Below are 16,314 nucleotides of genomic sequence, written 5' to 3' on the forward strand. Positions count from 1 at the left end.
ACGCTTTCCAGGGAGGAAACCATGCTCGACTTTGTCACCCGTCCCCAAGATCTGGACCCGATCGAAATCGCCTCGCGGGATGAAATCTCGGCGCTCCAGTTTCACCGGATGAAGCGCTCGCTGAAGCATTCGTATGAGAACTCGCCGTTCTATCGCCAGCGATTCGACGAGCACGGCGTCCACCCGGAAGACCTGAAGACCCTGTCAGATCTGTCCAAGTTTCCCTTCACCACCAAGACCGACCTGCGCGACACCTATCCCTTCGGCATGTTCGCCGTTCCCCGCGAAAAGCTGGTCCGCATTCACGGCTCGTCCGGCACCACCGGCAAGCCGACGGTGGTCGGCTACACCAAGCATGACATCGATGTCTGGGCAGACGTCGTCGCCCGCTCGATCCGCGCGTCCGGCGGCCGTCCGGGTGACATCGTGCATGTCGCCTATGGCTACGGCCTGTTCACCGGCGGCCTTGGCGCGCACTATGGCGCCGAACGGCTCGGCTGCACCGTCGTGCCGATCTCCGGCGGCATGACCGAGCGCCAGGTCACGCTGATGAACGATTTCAAGCCGCGCATCATCATGGTCACGCCCTCCTACATGCTGTCGATCCTCGACGAGTTCCGCCGCCAGGGCATCGATCCGCGCGAAAGCTCGATCGAGGTCGGCATCTTCGGCGCGGAGCCCTGGACCAATGCGATGCGCAGCGAGATCGAACAGGCCTTCAACATGCACGCCGTCGACATCTACGGCCTCTCCGAAGTCATGGGGCCGGGCGTCGCCAATGAATGCGTGGAAACCAAGGACGGCCTGCACGTCTGGGAAGACCATTTCTATCCGGAAATCATCGACCCCGTGACGGGCGCCGTATTGCCGGACGGCGAGCTCGGCGAACTGGTCTTCACCACGCTCACCAAGGAAGGCCTGCCGATGGTGCGCTACCGCACCCGCGACCTGACCCGCCTTCTGCCGGGCACTGCGCGTTCGATGCGGCGCATCGAGAAGATCACCGGCCGCAGCGACGACATGATCATCCTGCGCGGCGTCAATGTCTTCCCGACGCAGATCGAGGAGCAGATCCTGAAATGCGGCGGCCTTGCCCCGCACTTCCAGATCGAGCTCACGCGCGCCGGCCGGATGGACAACATGATCGTCCATGTCGAATGCGCGACCGATTCCACTGACGCGGCGGCGCGCGCCCAGTCGGCCAAGGAACTGGCGCACCACATCAAGAGCGTGGTCGGCATCACCACCAAGATCGAGGTTCAGGATCCGACGTCCATCGCCCGTTCGGAAGGCAAGGCCAAGCGTGTGGTGGATAACCGCCCGAAGACCTGAAACGCGACCCATGACAGGGCAAAGGCAATTGATATATTCAGGCGGGGGCGACAAGGCCCCCCTTTTGCAGGCGTTCTGCGAGTAGGAAAGTGAAAATATGGCTCGCACCCGGGCAACCGATTTTGAGGAAAAGCGCCGCGGCCTTCTCGACAATGCCGCCGCCGTGTTTGCCGAGCAGGGCATGGAAAAGGCATCCATGTCCCAGATCGCCAGTCATTCCAGCGTCTCCAAGGCACTGCTCTATCACTACTATCCGAGCAAGGATGCGCTGATCTACGCGATCATCATCACCCATCTGGAAGAGCTCGATCAGGCGATCGAGGCGGCCGACGATGCGAACGATTCACCGGAGAAGCGACTCCGCCGGCTGGTCGGCGTGGTGCTGGAAAACTATCGCGGGGCCGACAATCAGCACAAGGTACAGCTCAACGCCACCTCGGCCCTGTCCGACGAGCAGAAGGCAGGCATTACCGCGATCGAACGACGGATCGTGCGCCGGTTCTCGAATGTGCTCAAGGAAATCAATCCGGAACTCGACAGCAGGGAGCGACCTCTGCTGATGCCGGTCACCATGTCGCTGTTCGGCATGATGAACTGGGTCTACATGTGGTTCCGCGACGGCGGCCGCATCACCCGCGAAGACTATGCCGACGTGGCGACGACCCTGATCCTCGAAGGCATCAAGGCGGTTCGCTAACCTCCGCCCGCAAGCTTCAACCGGCGGCCATTCCTCCTGACAGAATTCTTCAAACCGACGGCCAGGCTAATGCCGGCCGTCGGTTTTTTGGATGTCCTCAAGCCGCGTTCCAGGTCTTGGCGACCATGGTCAGGACGTCGTATTGCGCGACGACTGCGCCATTCTGGTTCGTCACCTGGCAATCCCAGCGGACTTCGCCATGATCGGCATTGGCGCGCGGATTGATCTCCTTGCAGGTCAATCGAACCTGCAGCGTGTCGCCCGGATTGACCGGGGTGAGGAAGCGCAGGTTGTCGACGCCGTAATTGGCAAGCACCGGACCCGGATCCGGATCGACGAACAGGCCGGCGGCAAACGAGACGATCAGGTAGCCGTGGGCGACGCGCCCGTCGAAGAAGGGATTGGCCTTGGCCGCCGCCTCGTCCATGTGGGCGTAGAAGGTGTCGCCGGTGAAATGGGCGAAGTGCTCGATGTCCTCGAGCGTCACGGTGCGTTTAGCCGTGACAATCTGGTCGCCGATCTTGAGTTCGGCGAGCGACTTGCGGAACGGATGAACGCTCGTGTCCCCGGCGCCGGCACCCTCGATCCAGCGGCCGGTGACGGCCGAAAGGAGACGCGGGGTGCCCTGGACGGCGGTGCGCTGCATGTAGTGCTTGACGCCACGCATGCCGCCCATTTCCTCGCCGCCGCCAGCGCGGCCGGGTCCACCATGCACCAGCCCTGCGAGGGGCGATCCATGGCCCGTCGAGGATTTAGCCGAGGCTCGGTTTCCGATCAGGACACGGCCATGATAGGGCGCCATGCCGATCACCATTTCTTCTGCCACCTTCGGATCATTGGTGAAGACCGAGGCGACCAGTGAACCCTTGCCCTTGTGGGCGAGCGCAATCGCTTCCTCGATCCCCTCATAGGGCATCACGGTTGAGACAGGCCCGAATGCCTCGACATCGTGGACGGCAGACGCGGTAAACGGCTTTTCGCAGTAGAGCAACACCGGATTGAGGAAGGCGCCCTTCTCGGCATCGCCGGAGAAGACGCGGACATTGTCCGGATCGCCGGAGACGATCTCGGCATCGGCGGACAGGTCGCGGATGCGTTCACGTACTTCGTCGCGCTGGGCAAGGCTTGCCAGCGGTCCCATGCGCACGCGCTCGTCGGCAGGATTGCCGAGCGCGGTCTTCGACAGGCGATCACCGAGCGCTTCGACGAGCGACTGGACATGGGCCTTGGGCGCGATCACACGGCGGATTGCCGTGCATTTCTGGCCGGCCTTCGAGGTCATCTCGCGAGCCACTTCCTTGACGAAGAGATCGAACTCCTCCGTGCCCGGCCCGGCATCCGGCCCGAGGATCGACGCGTTCAGGCTGTCGGCCTCCATGGTGAAGCGCACGGAATTGGCCACCACCGCCGGATGCGACTTGAGCTTGCGGCCGGTCCAGGCCGAACCGGTGAAGGTCACGGCGTCCTGGCCCTCGACATGGTCGAGCAGGTCGCCGACCGATCCGGAAACGAGCTGCAGCGCGCCGTCCGGCAGGATGCCGGTCTCGATGATCCGACGGACCACGAGTTCCGTGAGGTAGGCGGTCTGGCTTGCCGGCTTGACCAGCGAGGGCACGCCCGCGATCAGCGTCGGGGCGATCTTTTCCAGCATGCCCCAGACGGGGAAATTGAAGGCGTTGATGTGGACGGCGATGCCGTGCAGCGGGGTGAGGATATGCTGGGCGGAGAAGCTGTTGTCCTTCGACAGCAGTTCCACGTCGCCGTCGAGCAGCACGCGGGTATTCGGCAGTTCGCGGCGCGCCTTGGAGGAGTAGGACAGCATGGTACCGATGCCGCCCTCGATGTCGACCCAGCCGTCGGCGCGGGTCGCGCCGGTCAGCGCGCTCTCGGCGTAGAATTCCTCTTTCATGTCCATCAGGACCTGGCCGAGAGCCTTCAGCATCTGCGCCCGTTCATGGAAAGACAGGGCACGCAGGTTCGGTCCGCCGACCTCGCGGCCATAGGCGAGTGCCGCGGCAAAATCGATACCGGTCGAGTCGATGAATGCGATTGCGGCACCCGTCGAGGCATCGAGCAGCGGAACGCCCTGCTTGTCGCCGGGTGTCCAGCGGCCACAGACATAGCTTTCGAGACGGCGCGGAACGCGGGCCGAAACATTCATGAAGTCATCCTTCCTGGATCGGTTTATTCGGTGCGGTCGGCGGGGCACCAATGGCCCCGCCGCCTGGGAGGTTATTCGTCGTAGGAGAGCACGACCTTCTCGGTCAGCGGGTGACACTGGCAGGTGAGCACGTAGCCGGCTTCGACCTCGTAGTCCTCGAGCGCGTGGTTGGTGTCCATCTCGACCTCGCCTTCGAGCACCTTCGCCCGGCAGGTGGAGCAGACGCCCGCCTTACAGGAGAAGGGGGCGTCCATGCTCTGGGCGATCGCCGCCTCGAGAATGCTGACGCCGTGCTTGGGCATTTTGAAGGTCCGCGTGGTGCCGTCGAGCGTGATCGTCGCCTCTACCACGGCCGCCGCTTCCTCGGCGCTGACCGAGGCGACACGGTTCTTGGCGCGGCCCGGCTGGCCAGAGGCGAAGAGTTCGAACTTGATCTGCTCGTCCTTCAGTCCATGCGCCTTGAGGCTGGCGACGATGGTCAGCATCATCGGCTCGGGCCCGCAGATGAAGGCGGCGTCGATCGACTTCGGATCGATCCAGCTGCTGAACAGCGCAGAAAGCTTGTTCTCGTCGAGACGGCCGGTGAACAGGTCGATCTCCTGCACTTCGCTTTCCAGAACGTGCAGGACGGAGAAGCGGCCGAGATAGGTGTTCTTCAGATCCTCCAGCTCCTCGCGGAACATGATCGAATTGATCTGGCGGTTGGCATAGACCAGCGTGAACTGCGACTTCGGCTCGCGCGCCAGAACCGTCTTGATGATCGACAGCAGCGGCGTGATGCCGGAGCCGCCGGCAAAGCCGAGATACTGCTTCTCGGCGGCCGGATCGATGTCCATGTAGAAACGACCCATCGGCGGCATGGCCTCGATCACGTCGCCCGGCGCCAGATTGCCGTTGGCCCAGTTGCTGAACGCGCCGCCGTCGACGCGCTTGATGCCGACGCGCAGGACACCCTCGTCCTTGCCCGCGCAGATCGAGTAGGACCGGCGCAGTTCTTCCCCCTCGAAATTGCGGCGGAAAGTCAGGTACTGGCCCTGGGTGAAATCGAAGGCTGCGCGATCCTCCTCGCGCGGCTTGAGTGTGACGACCACCGCATCACGGGTCTCGTGGCGGATGTCGGTCACGGTCAGGGGGTGAAAGCGTGCCATGAGTTATGTCCTCCGCATCCTCAGATGCACTTGAAATAGTCGAAGGGTTCCAGACAGTCGCGGCATCGGTAGCTCGCCTTGCACGGGGTCGAGCCGAACTGGCTGACTTTTTCGGTCCTGCTCGAGCCGCAACGCGGGCAGGCGACGGCGAGGTTCGAACCGGCAAGCCGGCTGGCCCGGGCCATCAGCCGCCCGTCGGCGGCTGTACCGTCGATCGGCGGTGCAATGCCGTAGGCGCGAAGCTTCTCCCGCCCCTCGGCGCTGATCCAGTCCGTCGTCCAGGCGGGCGACAACCGTCGTTCGAGACGCAGCTTGTCGATGCCACGGGCTTTCAGCGCCGATTCGATGTCGAGGTTGATGACCGTCGTTGCCGGACAGCCCGAATAGGTCGGGGTGACGGCGACGACGAGGGTATCGCCATCCCAGGCGACATCCCGGATGATGCCGAGATCGGTCAGGCTGATGACGGGAATTTCCGGATCCGGCACCTCGCCCAGCCAGCGCCAGACCTCTTCCGTTTCGGGCAATGTCCTGGCGTCCATCGCACCGCCCTCACCAGACCGAGTTCGGATAGGCCCGCTGCAGGAACTGCATGTCGGCGAGGATATAGCCCAGATGCTCGGTATGGACCCCGCGCTTGCCGCCCTTGTGCTGGTAGCTGCCTTCCGGGCGAACGAGCGTCGCTTCCGCGAGCACTTCGCCGACCGAGCTGTCCCAGGCTGCCTTCAGCGCCGAGGGAAGGGGCGCGATGCCGGCCTCAGCCACGGCTTCGTCGGCGGGATCGTCGAGGAACATCTCGGCCGTATAGGGCCACAGATCATCGAGTGCCTTCTGCATCCGGCGATGGCTTTCCTCGGTTCCGTCGCCGAGACGGATGACGAGGTCGGCCGAGCGCTCGAAATGGTAGGACACTTCCTTCAGCGCCTTCTGGGCGATTTCCACCACGCGCGGATCGCTCGAGGCGACGAGCGCGCGGAGCATTTCGATGTGGTAGGCGTCGAACAGGAACTGCCGCATCAGCGTCTTGCCGAAATCGCCGTTCGGGCGCTCGACGAGCAGCACGTTGCGGAAGGCCGCGGCATCGCGCAGATAGGCGAGATTGTCGGCGGTGCGCCCCTTGCCTTCGACCTCACCCGCCAGACCCAGCCAGAACTGGGTCTGGCCGATCAGGTCGAGCGCCACGTTGGCGAGCGCGATATCCTCTTCCAGCACGGGCGAATGACCGCACCATTCGGACACGCGGTGCCCCAGGATCAGCGTGTTGTCGCCCATTCTGAGTAGCCATTCGAAGAATGCGGCCTGATCGACCGCCGGGATCGCGGTCGCCATCACATATGCCCCACTTCAGCCGGGATGTCGAAGAAGGTCGGGTGACGGTAGACCTTGGAGTTCGATGGTTCGAACAGCGGGCCCTTTTCCGACGGCGACGAGGCTGTGATCTCGGCCGACTTCACCACCCAGATCGACACGCCTTCGTTGCGGCGGGTGTAGACGTCGCGGGCATTGCGGATCGCCATTTCGGCGTCCGGGGCATGCAGGCTGCCGACATGGCGATGGTTGAGGCCATGTTGACCGCGGATAAAGACTTCCCAAAGGGGCCATTCGCTGGACATTGCTATTCCTCCCAAGTTCAGGTGACGGACGGGAGCGGGTGCGCCGTTCCCGAATTGGATTGATCAGGCAGCCTTGCAACCGGCCCGGCGCGCCTCTTGCTTTTCGGCATGGGCCATCAGGCCGTCGCGGAACCACGCGCCCTCTTCCCAGGCGGTGACCCGGGCGCCGAGACGCTCGGCATTGCAGGGACCGTTGCCGGCGATGACGTTGAAGAACTCTTCCCAGTCCGGTTCGGAGAAGTCGTATCCGCCCTTCTCCTCGTTCCAGCGCAGGTTCTCGTCGGGAATGGTGAGCCCGAGATACTTGGCCTGCGGCACCGTCTGGTCGACGAACTTCTGGCGCAGTTCGTCATTGGTGTTGATCTTGATCTTCCACTGCATCGACTGCGCGGAGTGCACCGAATCCTTGTCGGAGGGACCGAACATCATCAGCGACGGATACCAGAAGCGGTTGAGCGCATCCTGCGCCATCGCCTTCTGCTCGGGCGAGCCGGCGGCCATCTTCATCATGATGTCGTAGCCCTGGCGCTGGTGGAAGCTCTCTTCCTTGCAGATGCGGATCATCGCGCGGCTGTAGGGACCGTAGGAGGTCTTCTGCAACTGCACCTGGTTCATGATCGCAGCACCATCGACCAGCCAGCCGACCGCACCGATATCGGCCCAGTTCAAGGTCGGATAGTTGAAGATCGACGAATATTTCATCTTGCCGGAATGCAGCAGCGCCAGCAGCTCGTCGCGGCTGACCCCGAGCGTCTCGGCGGCGGAATAGAGATAGAGGCCGTGGCCCGCCTCGTCCTGCACCTTGGCCAGCAGGATCGCCTTGCGCTCGAGCGTCGGCGCACGGGTAATCCAGTTGCCTTCCGGCAGCTGGCCGACGATCTCGGAATGGGCGTGCTGGCCGACCTGACGGATCAGCGTCTTGCGATAGCTTTCCGGCATCCATTCCTTGGGTTCGATCTTCTCGCCGCGGTCGATGCGCTCCTGAAAGGCTCGCTCCTCCGGCGACATCTCGTTCAGCGACTTCACCCGATCACTGTCGGTCTTGACCATTTGCGCATACATGGCGGTTTCCTCCCTGCTCAGATCCGTTCAATGATGATGGCGATGCCCTGGCCCACCCCGATGCACATGGTGCAGAGCGCATAGCGGCCCCCGGTGCGGTGAAGCTGGTACATGGCGGTGGTGACGAGGCGGGCGCCGGACATGCCGAGCGGATGGCCGAGCGCGATGGCGCCGCCGTTCGGATTGACATGCGCGGCATCGTCGGGGAGCCCGAGTTCCCGAAGGACGGCGAGCGCCTGGGCCGCAAACGCCTCGTTGAGTTCGATGACGTCCATCTGCGAAAGCGACAGGCCGGCGCGGGCCAGGACCTTGCGGACCGCCGGCACCGGGCCGACACCCATGATGCGCGGCTCGACGCCGGCTGCGGCCATGGCGACGATCCGGGCGCGGGGTACCAGACCCTGTTCCCTGGCCATGGCTTCCGAGGCGACCACCAGCGCGGCCGCGCCATCGTTGACGCCGGAGGCATTGCCGGCGGTGACGCTGAGATCCGGGCCGTTGACGCCCTTGAGCTTCGACAGCTGCACGGCGGTGGTGCCGGGACGCGGATGTTCGTCGATCGAGACGACCAGTGGCTCGCCCTTCTTCTGCGGGATCGTGACGGGGACGATCTCGTCGGCAAAGACGCCGGCGGCCTGGGCTGCGGCCCAGCGGGCCTGGCTGCGGGCGGCAAAGGCGTCCTGGTCAGCGCGGCTGACATTGTACTGCTCGGCGACATTGTCGGCCGTCTCGGGCATGGAATGGGTGCCGAACTTCTTCTTCAGTTCCGGATTGGGGAAGCGCCAGCCGATCGTCGTGTCGTAGACCGCGTTCGAACGGGAAAAGGCTGCGTCCGCCTTCGGCATGACGAAGGGCGCGCGCGTCATGCTCTCAACGCCGCCGGCGATCACCAGGTCGCAATCGCCGCCGCGGATCGCCCGCGCGGCCATGCCGACGGCATCCATGCCGGAACCACAGAGGCGATTGACGGTCGTTGCCGGAACATTGATCGGCATGCCGGACAGGAGAACGGCCATACGGCCGACATTGCGATTGTCTTCGCCGGCCTGGTTGGCACAGCCGTAGATAAGGTCGTCGACCTTGGACCAGTCGACACTCGGATTGCGCGCCATCAGCGCAGCCAGCGGCAATGCTGCCAGATCATCCGCCCGCACGGATGCGAGGACCCCGCCATAGCGGCCGACGGGTGTTCGCACGGCATCGCAGATAAAGGCTTGGCTCATCGATCACTCCTCCACGAGTATCAGCTGCAGCTGGCACGTCTCCAATTCGCCAACCGATCGGTCAGCTTATAGCGCCAAAACATCACACAGGAAAGCGGTTTTTTGATGTGTGCGTGATGTTTTGGGTCGATTGCCGGGCCGAGCAGGAATTATCCTTTTCCTTTCTGCTACTTAGTCTGCAGTCTCGAGCGACAGTGATTGCAGCCGTGCCGCGGTTTCGGCCGTTTCCGCCGGCAGATGGCCATCTCGGCCTTCGAACCGGGCCGCGATATGGGCGTCGGCCAGGGGGGAGAGCGAGCGGTAGAGACGGGCAAAGAGCCGGCGGGCAGCAAGACCCGGCCAATCGAGGGGAAGTGCGTCGGCGGGCAGCCGTGGATCACGCAGTAGCACGGCGCGATAGACCTGAACCAACAGAAGCCGCGCGCTGACCGCATCGGCCGGCAGCAAGGTCTCGCCTTGCTCCAGCGCCGCCGAAAGCGGCGAGAACAGATCGATCATCGCGCGGTACTCGTCGGCAAATGACCCGAGATCCCAGAGCGTTGCCGCATACTCGGCCAGCAAGCCGCCGTCCTTCATGACGTCGGCGCTAAAGGTGAGGCCGGAAAGCGTAGCATTTTCCGGATGATTTGGCCGAAGGTAGAGGTCCGGCCCCATGCGGCCGAGACGAAAGCGGCGGGCAACCTCGTCGGAAAGGCCCGGCGCATGATGAATGAGGAAACCGTCGGCCTCGGCCTGCGGGCCATAAAGCAGCCTTGCTGCGGCGGCGAACTCCGTCCGTGCACCGGATGCCAGCCTATAGTAGGATCGCCGGCCATCACGCTCACCGACCAGTTGCTCGGCCGCGACCAGACGCGAGACAGCGGTGCGCACCAGCGTCTCGCTGATCCCGAGCCGCGCGCAGATCTCCACCAGCGTGCCCATCCACAACACGCCGCCGCGCGGCACGACGATATCGCCGTAGATCGTAACGATCATCGCGGGCGCGCGAATGGTCAGGCCCTGCTGCAGCAGCGGCAACCATGTGGTTCCAGGCAGCGCAACGGACATTTCGCCTCCAAACATGCAGTCGGGTAAATACGCTCGGCCGGACGGCCGGCGGTTCAACGCGTTGATTTTCCGAGGTAGGCGCACCGCAGATGAATGTCAAATTGCCGGCCATTATCCGCTTTCAGGCGCGGATGCCGAGTGGCCGGATCGGTGGATCTGGTTCGACGTTTCCCCGGCTCATACCCCCCCCAATGATTGGCGCGATTGCGCAAAAAGCTCCTCGACTTTTGTTCGACATCTCGCTAGTTAGTGATTGATAACTAACTAGCGGACCGGATTGTCGATGGTGCGTAAGACGGCGGATGAGCGCAAGGACGAGATATTGCGGGCGGCGCTGCGGCTTGCCGACGAGTTGGGCCCCGACCGGCTCACCACCAATGCGGTCGCGGAAGCTGTCGGGCTGACGCAACCGGGGATCTTCAGGCACTTCCCGACAAAAACTGTCCTGTGGCAGGCCGTGGCGGCGGATATTGCCGATCGGCTGCAGGCGGCCTGGGGTGAGGCCCGGGCCTCGAGCGCGACGCCGGAGGGCCGAATTGTAGCGCTGGTCGATGCCCAGCTCGGGCTAATCGATGCCAGCCCTGCCATACCCGCGATCCTGTTCTCGCGCGAACTGCGTGTCGAGAACGACGTGCTCCGCCAGTCCTTCGTCGGTTTGATGACGGCGTTTCACGGCATCCTTGCCGGCGAACTGACCGCGGCGCGCGATGCCGGTACGGTCCGCCAGGACCTCGATCCGGCGGACGGTGCAGTGCTGCTGATCTCGCTTGTCCAGGGGCTGGCGATGCGATGGTCGCTCGGTGGGCGCGGCTTTGCCTTGCGGCCGGAGGGCGCGCGGCTACTGACCGTGCAGATGGCGTTGTTCCTGGGGTCGGCGATAGAGGGGAAGCAGTCATGATGGGCGGAAAGATCAAAGTCGTTCTGGTGGCCGTGGCGGTCGTCGCTGCAGGTGTTCTAGCCTATGTCCTTTTGACCAAGCGGCCGATCGTCGTTCCGGTTGCCGCCGTCGAGCGGAATGTCGCGGTGAAGGTGTACGGGCTCGATACGGTGGAGGCGCGGATCGTATCGAAGATCGGGTTCGAGGTCGGCGGTGCGCTGGCCGATCTCTCCGTCGATAGCGGTGACGTCGTGACGCGCGGCCAGGAGCTGGCGCGATTGCATCGGGATGCGCAGCAGGCCCGGGTGGCGAGGGCTAAGGCGGCAATTGCCGCTACGGCGGCAAATACCCGCAAGGCGGGGGCCAATGTCGAGAAGGCCAGGGCAGTGCTTGCGCAACGCCAGGCGGACGACACACGCCAGCAGGAACTGGCTGGTCGAAATGCGATTTCTCGTCAGACCGCCGAGGAGGCGAAACGCGACGTCGAGGTTGCAGCCGCCGAACTCACCGTCGCGCAGACGGAGGTGGATGTTCTCGTTTCACAAGCGGCCGATGCCGCCGCGGCACTCGATTACGAGACCGCCGTGCTCAAGCAGCATGTTCTGCAGGCACCCTTCGACGCGGTCGTCGTCGCTCGCCATGCCGAAGCTGGTGCCGTCGTGCGGACCGGTGATGCGATCTTCACGCTCATGGATCCCAAGACCGTCTGGACTCTGGCATACATCGACGAGGAGCGCGCCGGCGCGCTGGCCGTCGGACAGCCGGCCGATGGTTCGGCTGCGATCCATGCCGCATGACGTCTACAGGGGGAAGGTGGCGCGCATCGGCATCGAAAGCGACCGCGCCAACGAGGAGCGAACCGACCGCGGCGCTCGATTCCAAGCGGGCCGGGATCGTCATGGATCTGCTGCGCAAGCTCGCCGCCGAACAGGACGCCTGCATTGTCGCGGTGACCCATGACGAAAAGATCTACGACCGTTTCGATCGGCTTTTCCATCTGCGCGATGGTAAGTTGGAAAACCAGGAAGGAGCACGGCATGAGCACGATTCCACAAGGCGGCTGGGGGCTGAAGGTGGCAGGCGCCTTCGGTCTTGTCTTTGGCCTGTTGACGATCTTCTCCGGCGGTACGGCGCTGTTCGGCGACGAGGCGGCACGGGCGGCCGTGGGCAATGCCGTTCCGTTCGTCTTGTGGTTCAATTTCATCGCCGGATTCTTCTATGTCCTGGCCGGGCTGGGGCTCCTGCTGAAACGGCGCTTGGCGGTCTGGCTATCCATTGCGATTGCCGTGGCGACGGCATTGGTGCTGGCGGCTTTCGGGCTGCATGTGGCAGGCGGCGGGCTCTACGAGATGCGTACCGTCGGCGCGATGCTTCTGCGCACGGCCGTATGGGCGTCCATCGCCGCTGTTTCGTGGCGGTCCACGCGTCCGTAGCCGAAGTCTCGCAGCGGTCAGTTAGTCTCGCGGCAATCGCGGTTCGCCGTCATCGATCAGCGGCGATGGCCGGGCATAATCGATGAGCTTGCCGATATCGACAATGTCGACCTGCAGTCCCTTGATATTGACGCCATGCGCCGACAGGGCAGAAAACCCGCGCGACAGGTTTTCCGCCGTCATGCCGAGATAGGCGGCCAGGATCCGCTTTTCGTACGGAATGGTCAGGCGCCCTTCGCCGCCCTGGCTGCGCTCCTCCCGGAGCAGCCAGTTGGCCAGACGTTCCGCTCCGCTGCGCAGTTTCTGATTCTTCAATTCCTTGACCGTGCGCCGGTAGGCGCTTGCCAGTTCGAACACCACCGCCTTCATGAAATCGTGATCCTCTGCCAGCAGCTCGCGAATGAGGTTGGCGGGGATCATCAGGATCCGGGCAGGCGTCAGGGTTCTGGCGGACTGAAGACAGATGTCGTTGTTGAGCACGGCCGCAAGTATGAACAGATTTACAGGCCCGAGTATTTCAATTACCGTTTCGTCACCAGTTGCAGACGACGACATTTCTACCAGTCCGTCGAGGACGATGTAGAGAAAATCTGCTGGCCTATTCTCCTCGAGGAGTATCGTTCCGGCAGGGAATGATTGCAGGAAGCTGGGGGCTATTGCCCGTTGGAAGGTGTTTTCCTTCACCCCCCTGAAGACGTTCAGACATTTCAGCTTTTCGATATCTTCAGCGCGCATCGCATGGGTCCCGGCTCGTTGCCGCGGATATCAATCCATGGAACGAAAAATGTCAAATCGACAGGCAAACTAAGTAAAGCATACAATCAAAATAATAATATCCAAATATTGCCAAATGCAGTCTAGAAAAAATATCGCATAAAAACAATACCGTTGACCCAGATCAACAAAAACAATCCGCGACTGGTCTCTTATTGCTTGGAAATACGTGTAATCCGAACCAGGAGCATGGCTATGCCAAACCCATTGGATGGCAATCCGCAGGGGCAAAGGACCGCTTTGGCGATGAGTACCATCGCCTTTACTGTCTGTTTCGCCGTATGGACGATCTTCGCAATCATCGGCATTCAGATCCGCAAGGATCTGAATCTCTCCGAAACCCAGTTCGGCCTGCTGGTCGGCACGCCGATCCTCACCGGATCGCTCATCCGCGTTGTGCTCGGCATCTGGACGGACAGGTACGGCGGCCGGGTGGTCTTCGTCGCCACCATGCTGGCCGCAGCGGTGGCAACCTTCTTCCTGACCTACGCCACCAACTATCCGCAGATGCTGATCGCAGCGCTCGGCGTCGGCATCGCCGGCGGCTCCTTCGCGGTCGGCGTGGCCTATGTGTCGCGCTGGTATCCGCCGGAAAAGCAGGGCACGGCGCTTGGCATCTTCGGCGCCGGCAATGTCGGCTCCGCAGTCACCAAGTTCCTGGCGCCGCTGGTGCTGGTCGCCTTCGGCTGGCACGCGGTCGCCCAGGTCTGGGCCGGCGCGCTGGTGGTCATGGCGATCGTCTTCTGGTTCACCACCAAGGATGATCCGGTTCTGGTCGAGCGCCGCCGCACCGGCGAAAAGCCGAAGAGCACCTGGCTCGAGCTCGAGCCGCTGAAGAATGTCCAGGTCTGGCGCTTCTCGCTCTATTATTTCTTCGTCTTCGGCGCCTTTGTCGCTCTGGCGCTCTGGCTGCCGCAATATCTGATCAAGGTCTATGGCGTGGACATCCGGGCCGCAGGCATGATCGCCGCCTTCTTCTCGGTCCCCGCCAGCCTGTTCCGCGCCTATGGCGGCCATCTCTCCGACGTCTATGGGGCGCGCCGCGTCATGTACTGGACCTTCCTGGTCTCCGTCGCCGCGACCTTTGTTCTGTCCTATCCGCCGACCGATTATGTCGTGCAGGGGGTCAACGGACCGATCGCCTTCCATGCGGAGATGGGACTGATCGGCTTCACCGTCACGGTCTTCATCCTCGGTTTCTTCATGGCGCTCGGCAAGGCCGCGGTATTCAAGCACATCCCCGTCTACTATCCCGGCAATGTCGGTTCCGTCGGCGGCCTGGTCGGCATGATCGGCGGCCTCGGCGGCTTCATCCTGCCGATCGTCTTCGGCCTGTTGCTCGACCTCACCGGCCTGTGGACCAGCTGTTTTATGCTGCTGTTCCTGATCGCGCTCGGCTCGCTTACCTGGATGCATTTCGCCGTCCGCCACATGGAACAGGAGGCTGCGGGCGAAAAGCTTGGCGAACTGCCATCCTTCCCGGAAATGCAGGGCATGGAGAAGGGAGGCCTCAAGGCTGTCAAGGAAAGCCATGCGGTGCTGACCGACTGGCGCCCGCAAGATCCGGTCTTCTGGGAGGAAAAGGGCCGCAAGATCGCCCGCCGCAATCTGTGGCTCTCGATCCCGGCTCTGCTTTTGTCCTTCGCCGTCTGGCAGGTCTGGTCGGTCGTCGTCGCCAAGCTTCCGCTGGTCGGCTTCACCTTCACCACCGATCAGCTGTTCTGGCTGGCTGCGCTTCCGGGCCTGTCGGGTGCGACGCTGCGCATCTTCTATTCCTTCATGGTGCCGGTCTTCGGCGGGCGCCTGTGGACGACGCTCACCACCTGGTCGCTGATCATCCCGGCACTCGGTATCGGCTATGCCGTGCAGAATCCCGACACGCCCTATGCGATCCTGCTGTTGCTCGCGCTGCTGTGCGGCTTCGGCGGCGGCAATTTCGCCTCCTCCATGTCGAACATCTCCTTCTTCTTCCCGAAGGCGGAGAAGGGCAATGCGCTGGCTCTCAATGCCGGCCTCGGCAACCTCGGCGTCAGCGTCGTGCAGTTCGTCGTGCCGCTTGCCATCACTGCCGGCATCTTCGGCAGTCTTGGCGGTGACCCCGCCATGGTCAAGTCCGCGACCGGAGAGGCGCCGCTCTGGCTGCAGAATGCCGGCTTCTTCTTCGTGCCCTTCATCATCCTTGCCGCGCTTGGCAACTGGTTCGGCATGAACGACATAGCCTCGGCCAAGGCGTCGTTCTCGGAGCAGGCCGTGATCTTCCAGCGCAAGCACAACTGGATCATGTGCTGGCTCTATACCGGCACCTTCGGTTCCTTCATCGGCTATTCGGCAGGCTTCCCGCTTCTGACCAAGACGCTCTTTCCGGACGTCAACGTGCTGCAGTTCGCCTTCCTCGGTCCGCTGGTCGGCGCTCTGTCGCGCTCCGGTACCGGCTGGCTTGCCGACAAGTACGGCGGGGCGAGGGTCACCTTCTGGGCTTTCGCCCTGATGATGATCGGCGTCTCCGGTGTGCTGTGGTTCATCGGCATCAAGGAACAGCCGAATGCCTTCTGGGGTTTCTTCGCCTCCTTCCTGCTGCTCTTCTTCGCCACCGGCGTCGGCAATGCGTCGACCTTCCAGATGATCCCGGCGATCATGGGCAAGGAAATGGGCCGGCTGATGCCACAGGCAACCCCGGAACAACGTCGCCTGCAGGCCGAGAAGGAATCGGCCGCGATCACCGGATTCACCTCGGCGATCGCCGCCTTCGGTGCCTTCTTCATCCCCAAGGGTTACGGCACTTCGATCGCCATGACCGGCGGGCCGGAAGCAGCGCTCTGGGCCTTCCTGTTCTTCTACATCACCTGCCTGGCGATCACCTGGGCCGTCTACACCCGCAAGGGCGGACTGCTCCATGACGTCGAGCGAGGCCGGGTCAGCCCGACCGCAGCAACCGCCTGAATTCGGA

At 63.2% G+C, this 16,314-nt stretch carries 15 protein-coding genes; 6 read left to right on the plus strand and 9 right to left on the minus strand.

Annotated features, from left to right (window positions below):
- Positions 1-21 precede the first annotated feature (21 nt).
- Positions 22-1,332 (plus strand): phenylacetate--CoA ligase PaaK, encoded by a 1,311-nt coding sequence (paaK, locus tag DYZ14_RS03850; protein WP_154719464.1) that lies wholly within the window; start codon positions 22-24, stop codon positions 1,330-1,332.
- A 97-nt stretch (positions 1,333-1,429) separates the two neighbouring features.
- Complete coding sequence (locus DYZ14_RS03855; RefSeq protein ID WP_115671299.1) at positions 1,430-2,029, plus strand: TetR/AcrR family transcriptional regulator; 600 nt, start codon at positions 1,430-1,432, stop codon at positions 2,027-2,029.
- A 97-nt stretch (positions 2,030-2,126) separates the two neighbouring features.
- Here DYZ14_RS03855 and paaZ read toward each other — a convergent pair whose 3' ends face one another.
- The 8 genes from paaZ to DYZ14_RS03895 form a co-directional block, all read right to left on the minus strand.
- Positions 2,127-4,190 carry a phenylacetic acid degradation bifunctional protein PaaZ gene (paaZ, locus tag DYZ14_RS03860; RefSeq protein ID WP_154719465.1) on the minus strand — a complete coding sequence of 688 codons (2,064 nt, stop codon included), beginning with the start codon at positions 4,188-4,190 and terminating at the stop codon, positions 2,127-2,129.
- Positions 4,191-4,261: 71 nt separating this feature from the next.
- Positions 4,262-5,338: a 1,2-phenylacetyl-CoA epoxidase subunit PaaE gene (paaE, locus tag DYZ14_RS03865; RefSeq protein ID WP_154719466.1), complete on the minus strand. Its 1,077-nt coding sequence runs from the start codon at positions 5,336-5,338 to the stop codon at positions 4,262-4,264.
- Positions 5,339-5,358: 20 nt separating this feature from the next.
- Positions 5,359-5,880 carry a 1,2-phenylacetyl-CoA epoxidase subunit PaaD gene (paaD, locus tag DYZ14_RS03870; RefSeq protein WP_154719467.1) on the minus strand — a complete coding sequence of 174 codons (522 nt, stop codon included), beginning with the start codon at positions 5,878-5,880 and terminating at the stop codon, positions 5,359-5,361.
- A 10-nt stretch (positions 5,881-5,890) separates the two neighbouring features.
- Positions 5,891-6,667 carry a 1,2-phenylacetyl-CoA epoxidase subunit PaaC gene (paaC, locus tag DYZ14_RS03875; protein ID WP_154719468.1) on the minus strand — a complete coding sequence of 259 codons (777 nt, stop codon included), beginning with the start codon at positions 6,665-6,667 and terminating at the stop codon, positions 5,891-5,893.
- Positions 6,667-6,951 (minus strand): 1,2-phenylacetyl-CoA epoxidase subunit PaaB, encoded by a 285-nt coding sequence (gene paaB, locus DYZ14_RS03880; protein WP_148155246.1) that lies wholly within the window; start codon positions 6,949-6,951, stop codon positions 6,667-6,669. The genes paaC and paaB overlap by 1 nt, the downstream gene beginning before the upstream one ends.
- A 63-nt stretch (positions 6,952-7,014) precedes the next feature.
- Positions 7,015-8,013, minus strand: a complete 999-nt coding sequence (gene paaA / locus DYZ14_RS03885; RefSeq protein ID WP_154719469.1) for a 1,2-phenylacetyl-CoA epoxidase subunit PaaA — start codon at positions 8,011-8,013, stop codon at positions 7,015-7,017.
- Positions 8,014-8,030: 17 nt separating this feature from the next.
- Positions 8,031-9,236 (minus strand): 3-oxoadipyl-CoA thiolase, encoded by a 1,206-nt coding sequence (gene pcaF, locus DYZ14_RS03890; protein ID WP_154719470.1) that lies wholly within the window; start codon positions 9,234-9,236, stop codon positions 8,031-8,033.
- Positions 9,237-9,407: 171 nt separating this feature from the next.
- Positions 9,408-10,283, minus strand: a complete 876-nt coding sequence (locus DYZ14_RS03895) for a PaaX family transcriptional regulator C-terminal domain-containing protein (RefSeq protein WP_154719471.1) — start codon at positions 10,281-10,283, stop codon at positions 9,408-9,410.
- A 283-nt stretch (positions 10,284-10,566) separates the two neighbouring features.
- Here DYZ14_RS03895 and DYZ14_RS03900 point away from each other — a divergent pair, with 283 nt between their 5' ends.
- The 3 genes from DYZ14_RS03900 (at position 10,567) to DYZ14_RS03910 (ending at position 12,593) form a co-directional block, all read left to right on the plus strand.
- Positions 10,567-11,181: a TetR/AcrR family transcriptional regulator gene (locus DYZ14_RS03900; RefSeq protein ID WP_210209275.1), complete on the plus strand. Its 615-nt coding sequence runs from the start codon at positions 10,567-10,569 to the stop codon at positions 11,179-11,181.
- Positions 11,178-11,957, plus strand: coding sequence for an efflux RND transporter periplasmic adaptor subunit (locus DYZ14_RS03905; RefSeq protein WP_195949817.1), 780 nt, complete (start codon positions 11,178-11,180; stop codon positions 11,955-11,957). The genes DYZ14_RS03900 and DYZ14_RS03905 overlap by 4 nt, the downstream gene beginning before the upstream one ends.
- A gap of 240 nt (positions 11,958-12,197) precedes the next feature.
- Positions 12,198-12,593 carry a hypothetical protein gene (locus DYZ14_RS03910; protein ID WP_154719473.1) on the plus strand — a complete coding sequence of 132 codons (396 nt, stop codon included), beginning with the start codon at positions 12,198-12,200 and terminating at the stop codon, positions 12,591-12,593.
- Positions 12,594-12,614: 21 nt separating this feature from the next.
- Here DYZ14_RS03910 and DYZ14_RS03915 read toward each other — a convergent pair whose 3' ends face one another.
- The gene (locus tag DYZ14_RS03915) at positions 12,615-13,328 is read right to left on the minus strand and encodes a cyclic nucleotide-binding domain-containing protein (RefSeq protein ID WP_154719474.1); all 714 of its coding nucleotides are present in this window, start codon (positions 13,326-13,328) and stop codon (positions 12,615-12,617) included.
- Positions 13,329-13,562: 234 nt separating this feature from the next.
- Between DYZ14_RS03915 and DYZ14_RS03920 the strand changes: the two genes are divergently transcribed.
- On the plus strand, positions 13,563-16,307 hold the full coding sequence (locus DYZ14_RS03920; protein ID WP_154719475.1) for a nitrate/nitrite transporter: 2,745 nt from the start codon (positions 13,563-13,565) through the stop codon (positions 16,305-16,307).
- Positions 16,308-16,314: the final 7 nt, after the last annotated feature.

It is taken from the genome of Ciceribacter sp. T2.26MG-112.2, assembly GCF_900492205.1.
Taxonomy (GTDB): Bacteria; Pseudomonadota; Alphaproteobacteria; order Rhizobiales; family Rhizobiaceae; genus Allorhizobium; species Allorhizobium naphthalenivorans_A.

Excerpts from the sequence above, each read along its gene's own strand:
- paaE (WP_154719466.1), bottom strand. The coding sequence starts at position 5,338 with ATGGCACGCTTTCACCCCCTGACCGTGACCGACATCCGCCACGAGACC.
- paaB (WP_148155246.1), bottom strand. The coding sequence starts at position 6,951 with ATGTCCAGCGAATGGCCCCTTTGGGAAGTCTTTATCCGCGGTCAACAT.
- paaZ (WP_154719465.1), bottom strand. The coding sequence starts at position 4,190 with ATGAATGTTTCGGCCCGCGTTCCGCGCCGTCTCGAAAGCTATGTCTGT.
- paaK (WP_154719464.1), top strand. The coding sequence starts at position 22 with ATGCTCGACTTTGTCACCCGTCCCCAAGATCTGGACCCGATCGAAATC.
- DYZ14_RS03900 (WP_210209275.1), top strand. The coding sequence starts at position 10,567 with ATGGTGCGTAAGACGGCGGATGAGCGCAAGGACGAGATATTGCGGGCG.
- DYZ14_RS03920 (WP_154719475.1), top strand. The coding sequence starts at position 13,563 with ATGCCAAACCCATTGGATGGCAATCCGCAGGGGCAAAGGACCGCTTTG.
- DYZ14_RS03910 (WP_154719473.1), top strand. The coding sequence starts at position 12,198 with ATGAGCACGATTCCACAAGGCGGCTGGGGGCTGAAGGTGGCAGGCGCC.
- paaD (WP_154719467.1), bottom strand. The coding sequence starts at position 5,880 with ATGGACGCCAGGACATTGCCCGAAACGGAAGAGGTCTGGCGCTGGCTG.
- pcaF (WP_154719470.1), bottom strand. The coding sequence starts at position 9,236 with ATGAGCCAAGCCTTTATCTGCGATGCCGTGCGAACACCCGTCGGCCGC.
- DYZ14_RS03895 (WP_154719471.1), bottom strand. The coding sequence starts at position 10,283 with ATGTCCGTTGCGCTGCCTGGAACCACATGGTTGCCGCTGCTGCAGCAG.
- DYZ14_RS03855 (WP_115671299.1), top strand. The coding sequence starts at position 1,430 with ATGGCTCGCACCCGGGCAACCGATTTTGAGGAAAAGCGCCGCGGCCTT.
- paaC (WP_154719468.1), bottom strand. The coding sequence starts at position 6,667 with ATGGCGACCGCGATCCCGGCGGTCGATCAGGCCGCATTCTTCGAATGG.
- paaA (WP_154719469.1), bottom strand. The coding sequence starts at position 8,013 with ATGTATGCGCAAATGGTCAAGACCGACAGTGATCGGGTGAAGTCGCTG.
- DYZ14_RS03905 (WP_195949817.1), top strand. The coding sequence starts at position 11,178 with ATGATGGGCGGAAAGATCAAAGTCGTTCTGGTGGCCGTGGCGGTCGTC.
- DYZ14_RS03915 (WP_154719474.1), bottom strand. The coding sequence starts at position 13,328 with ATGCGCGCTGAAGATATCGAAAAGCTGAAATGTCTGAACGTCTTCAGG.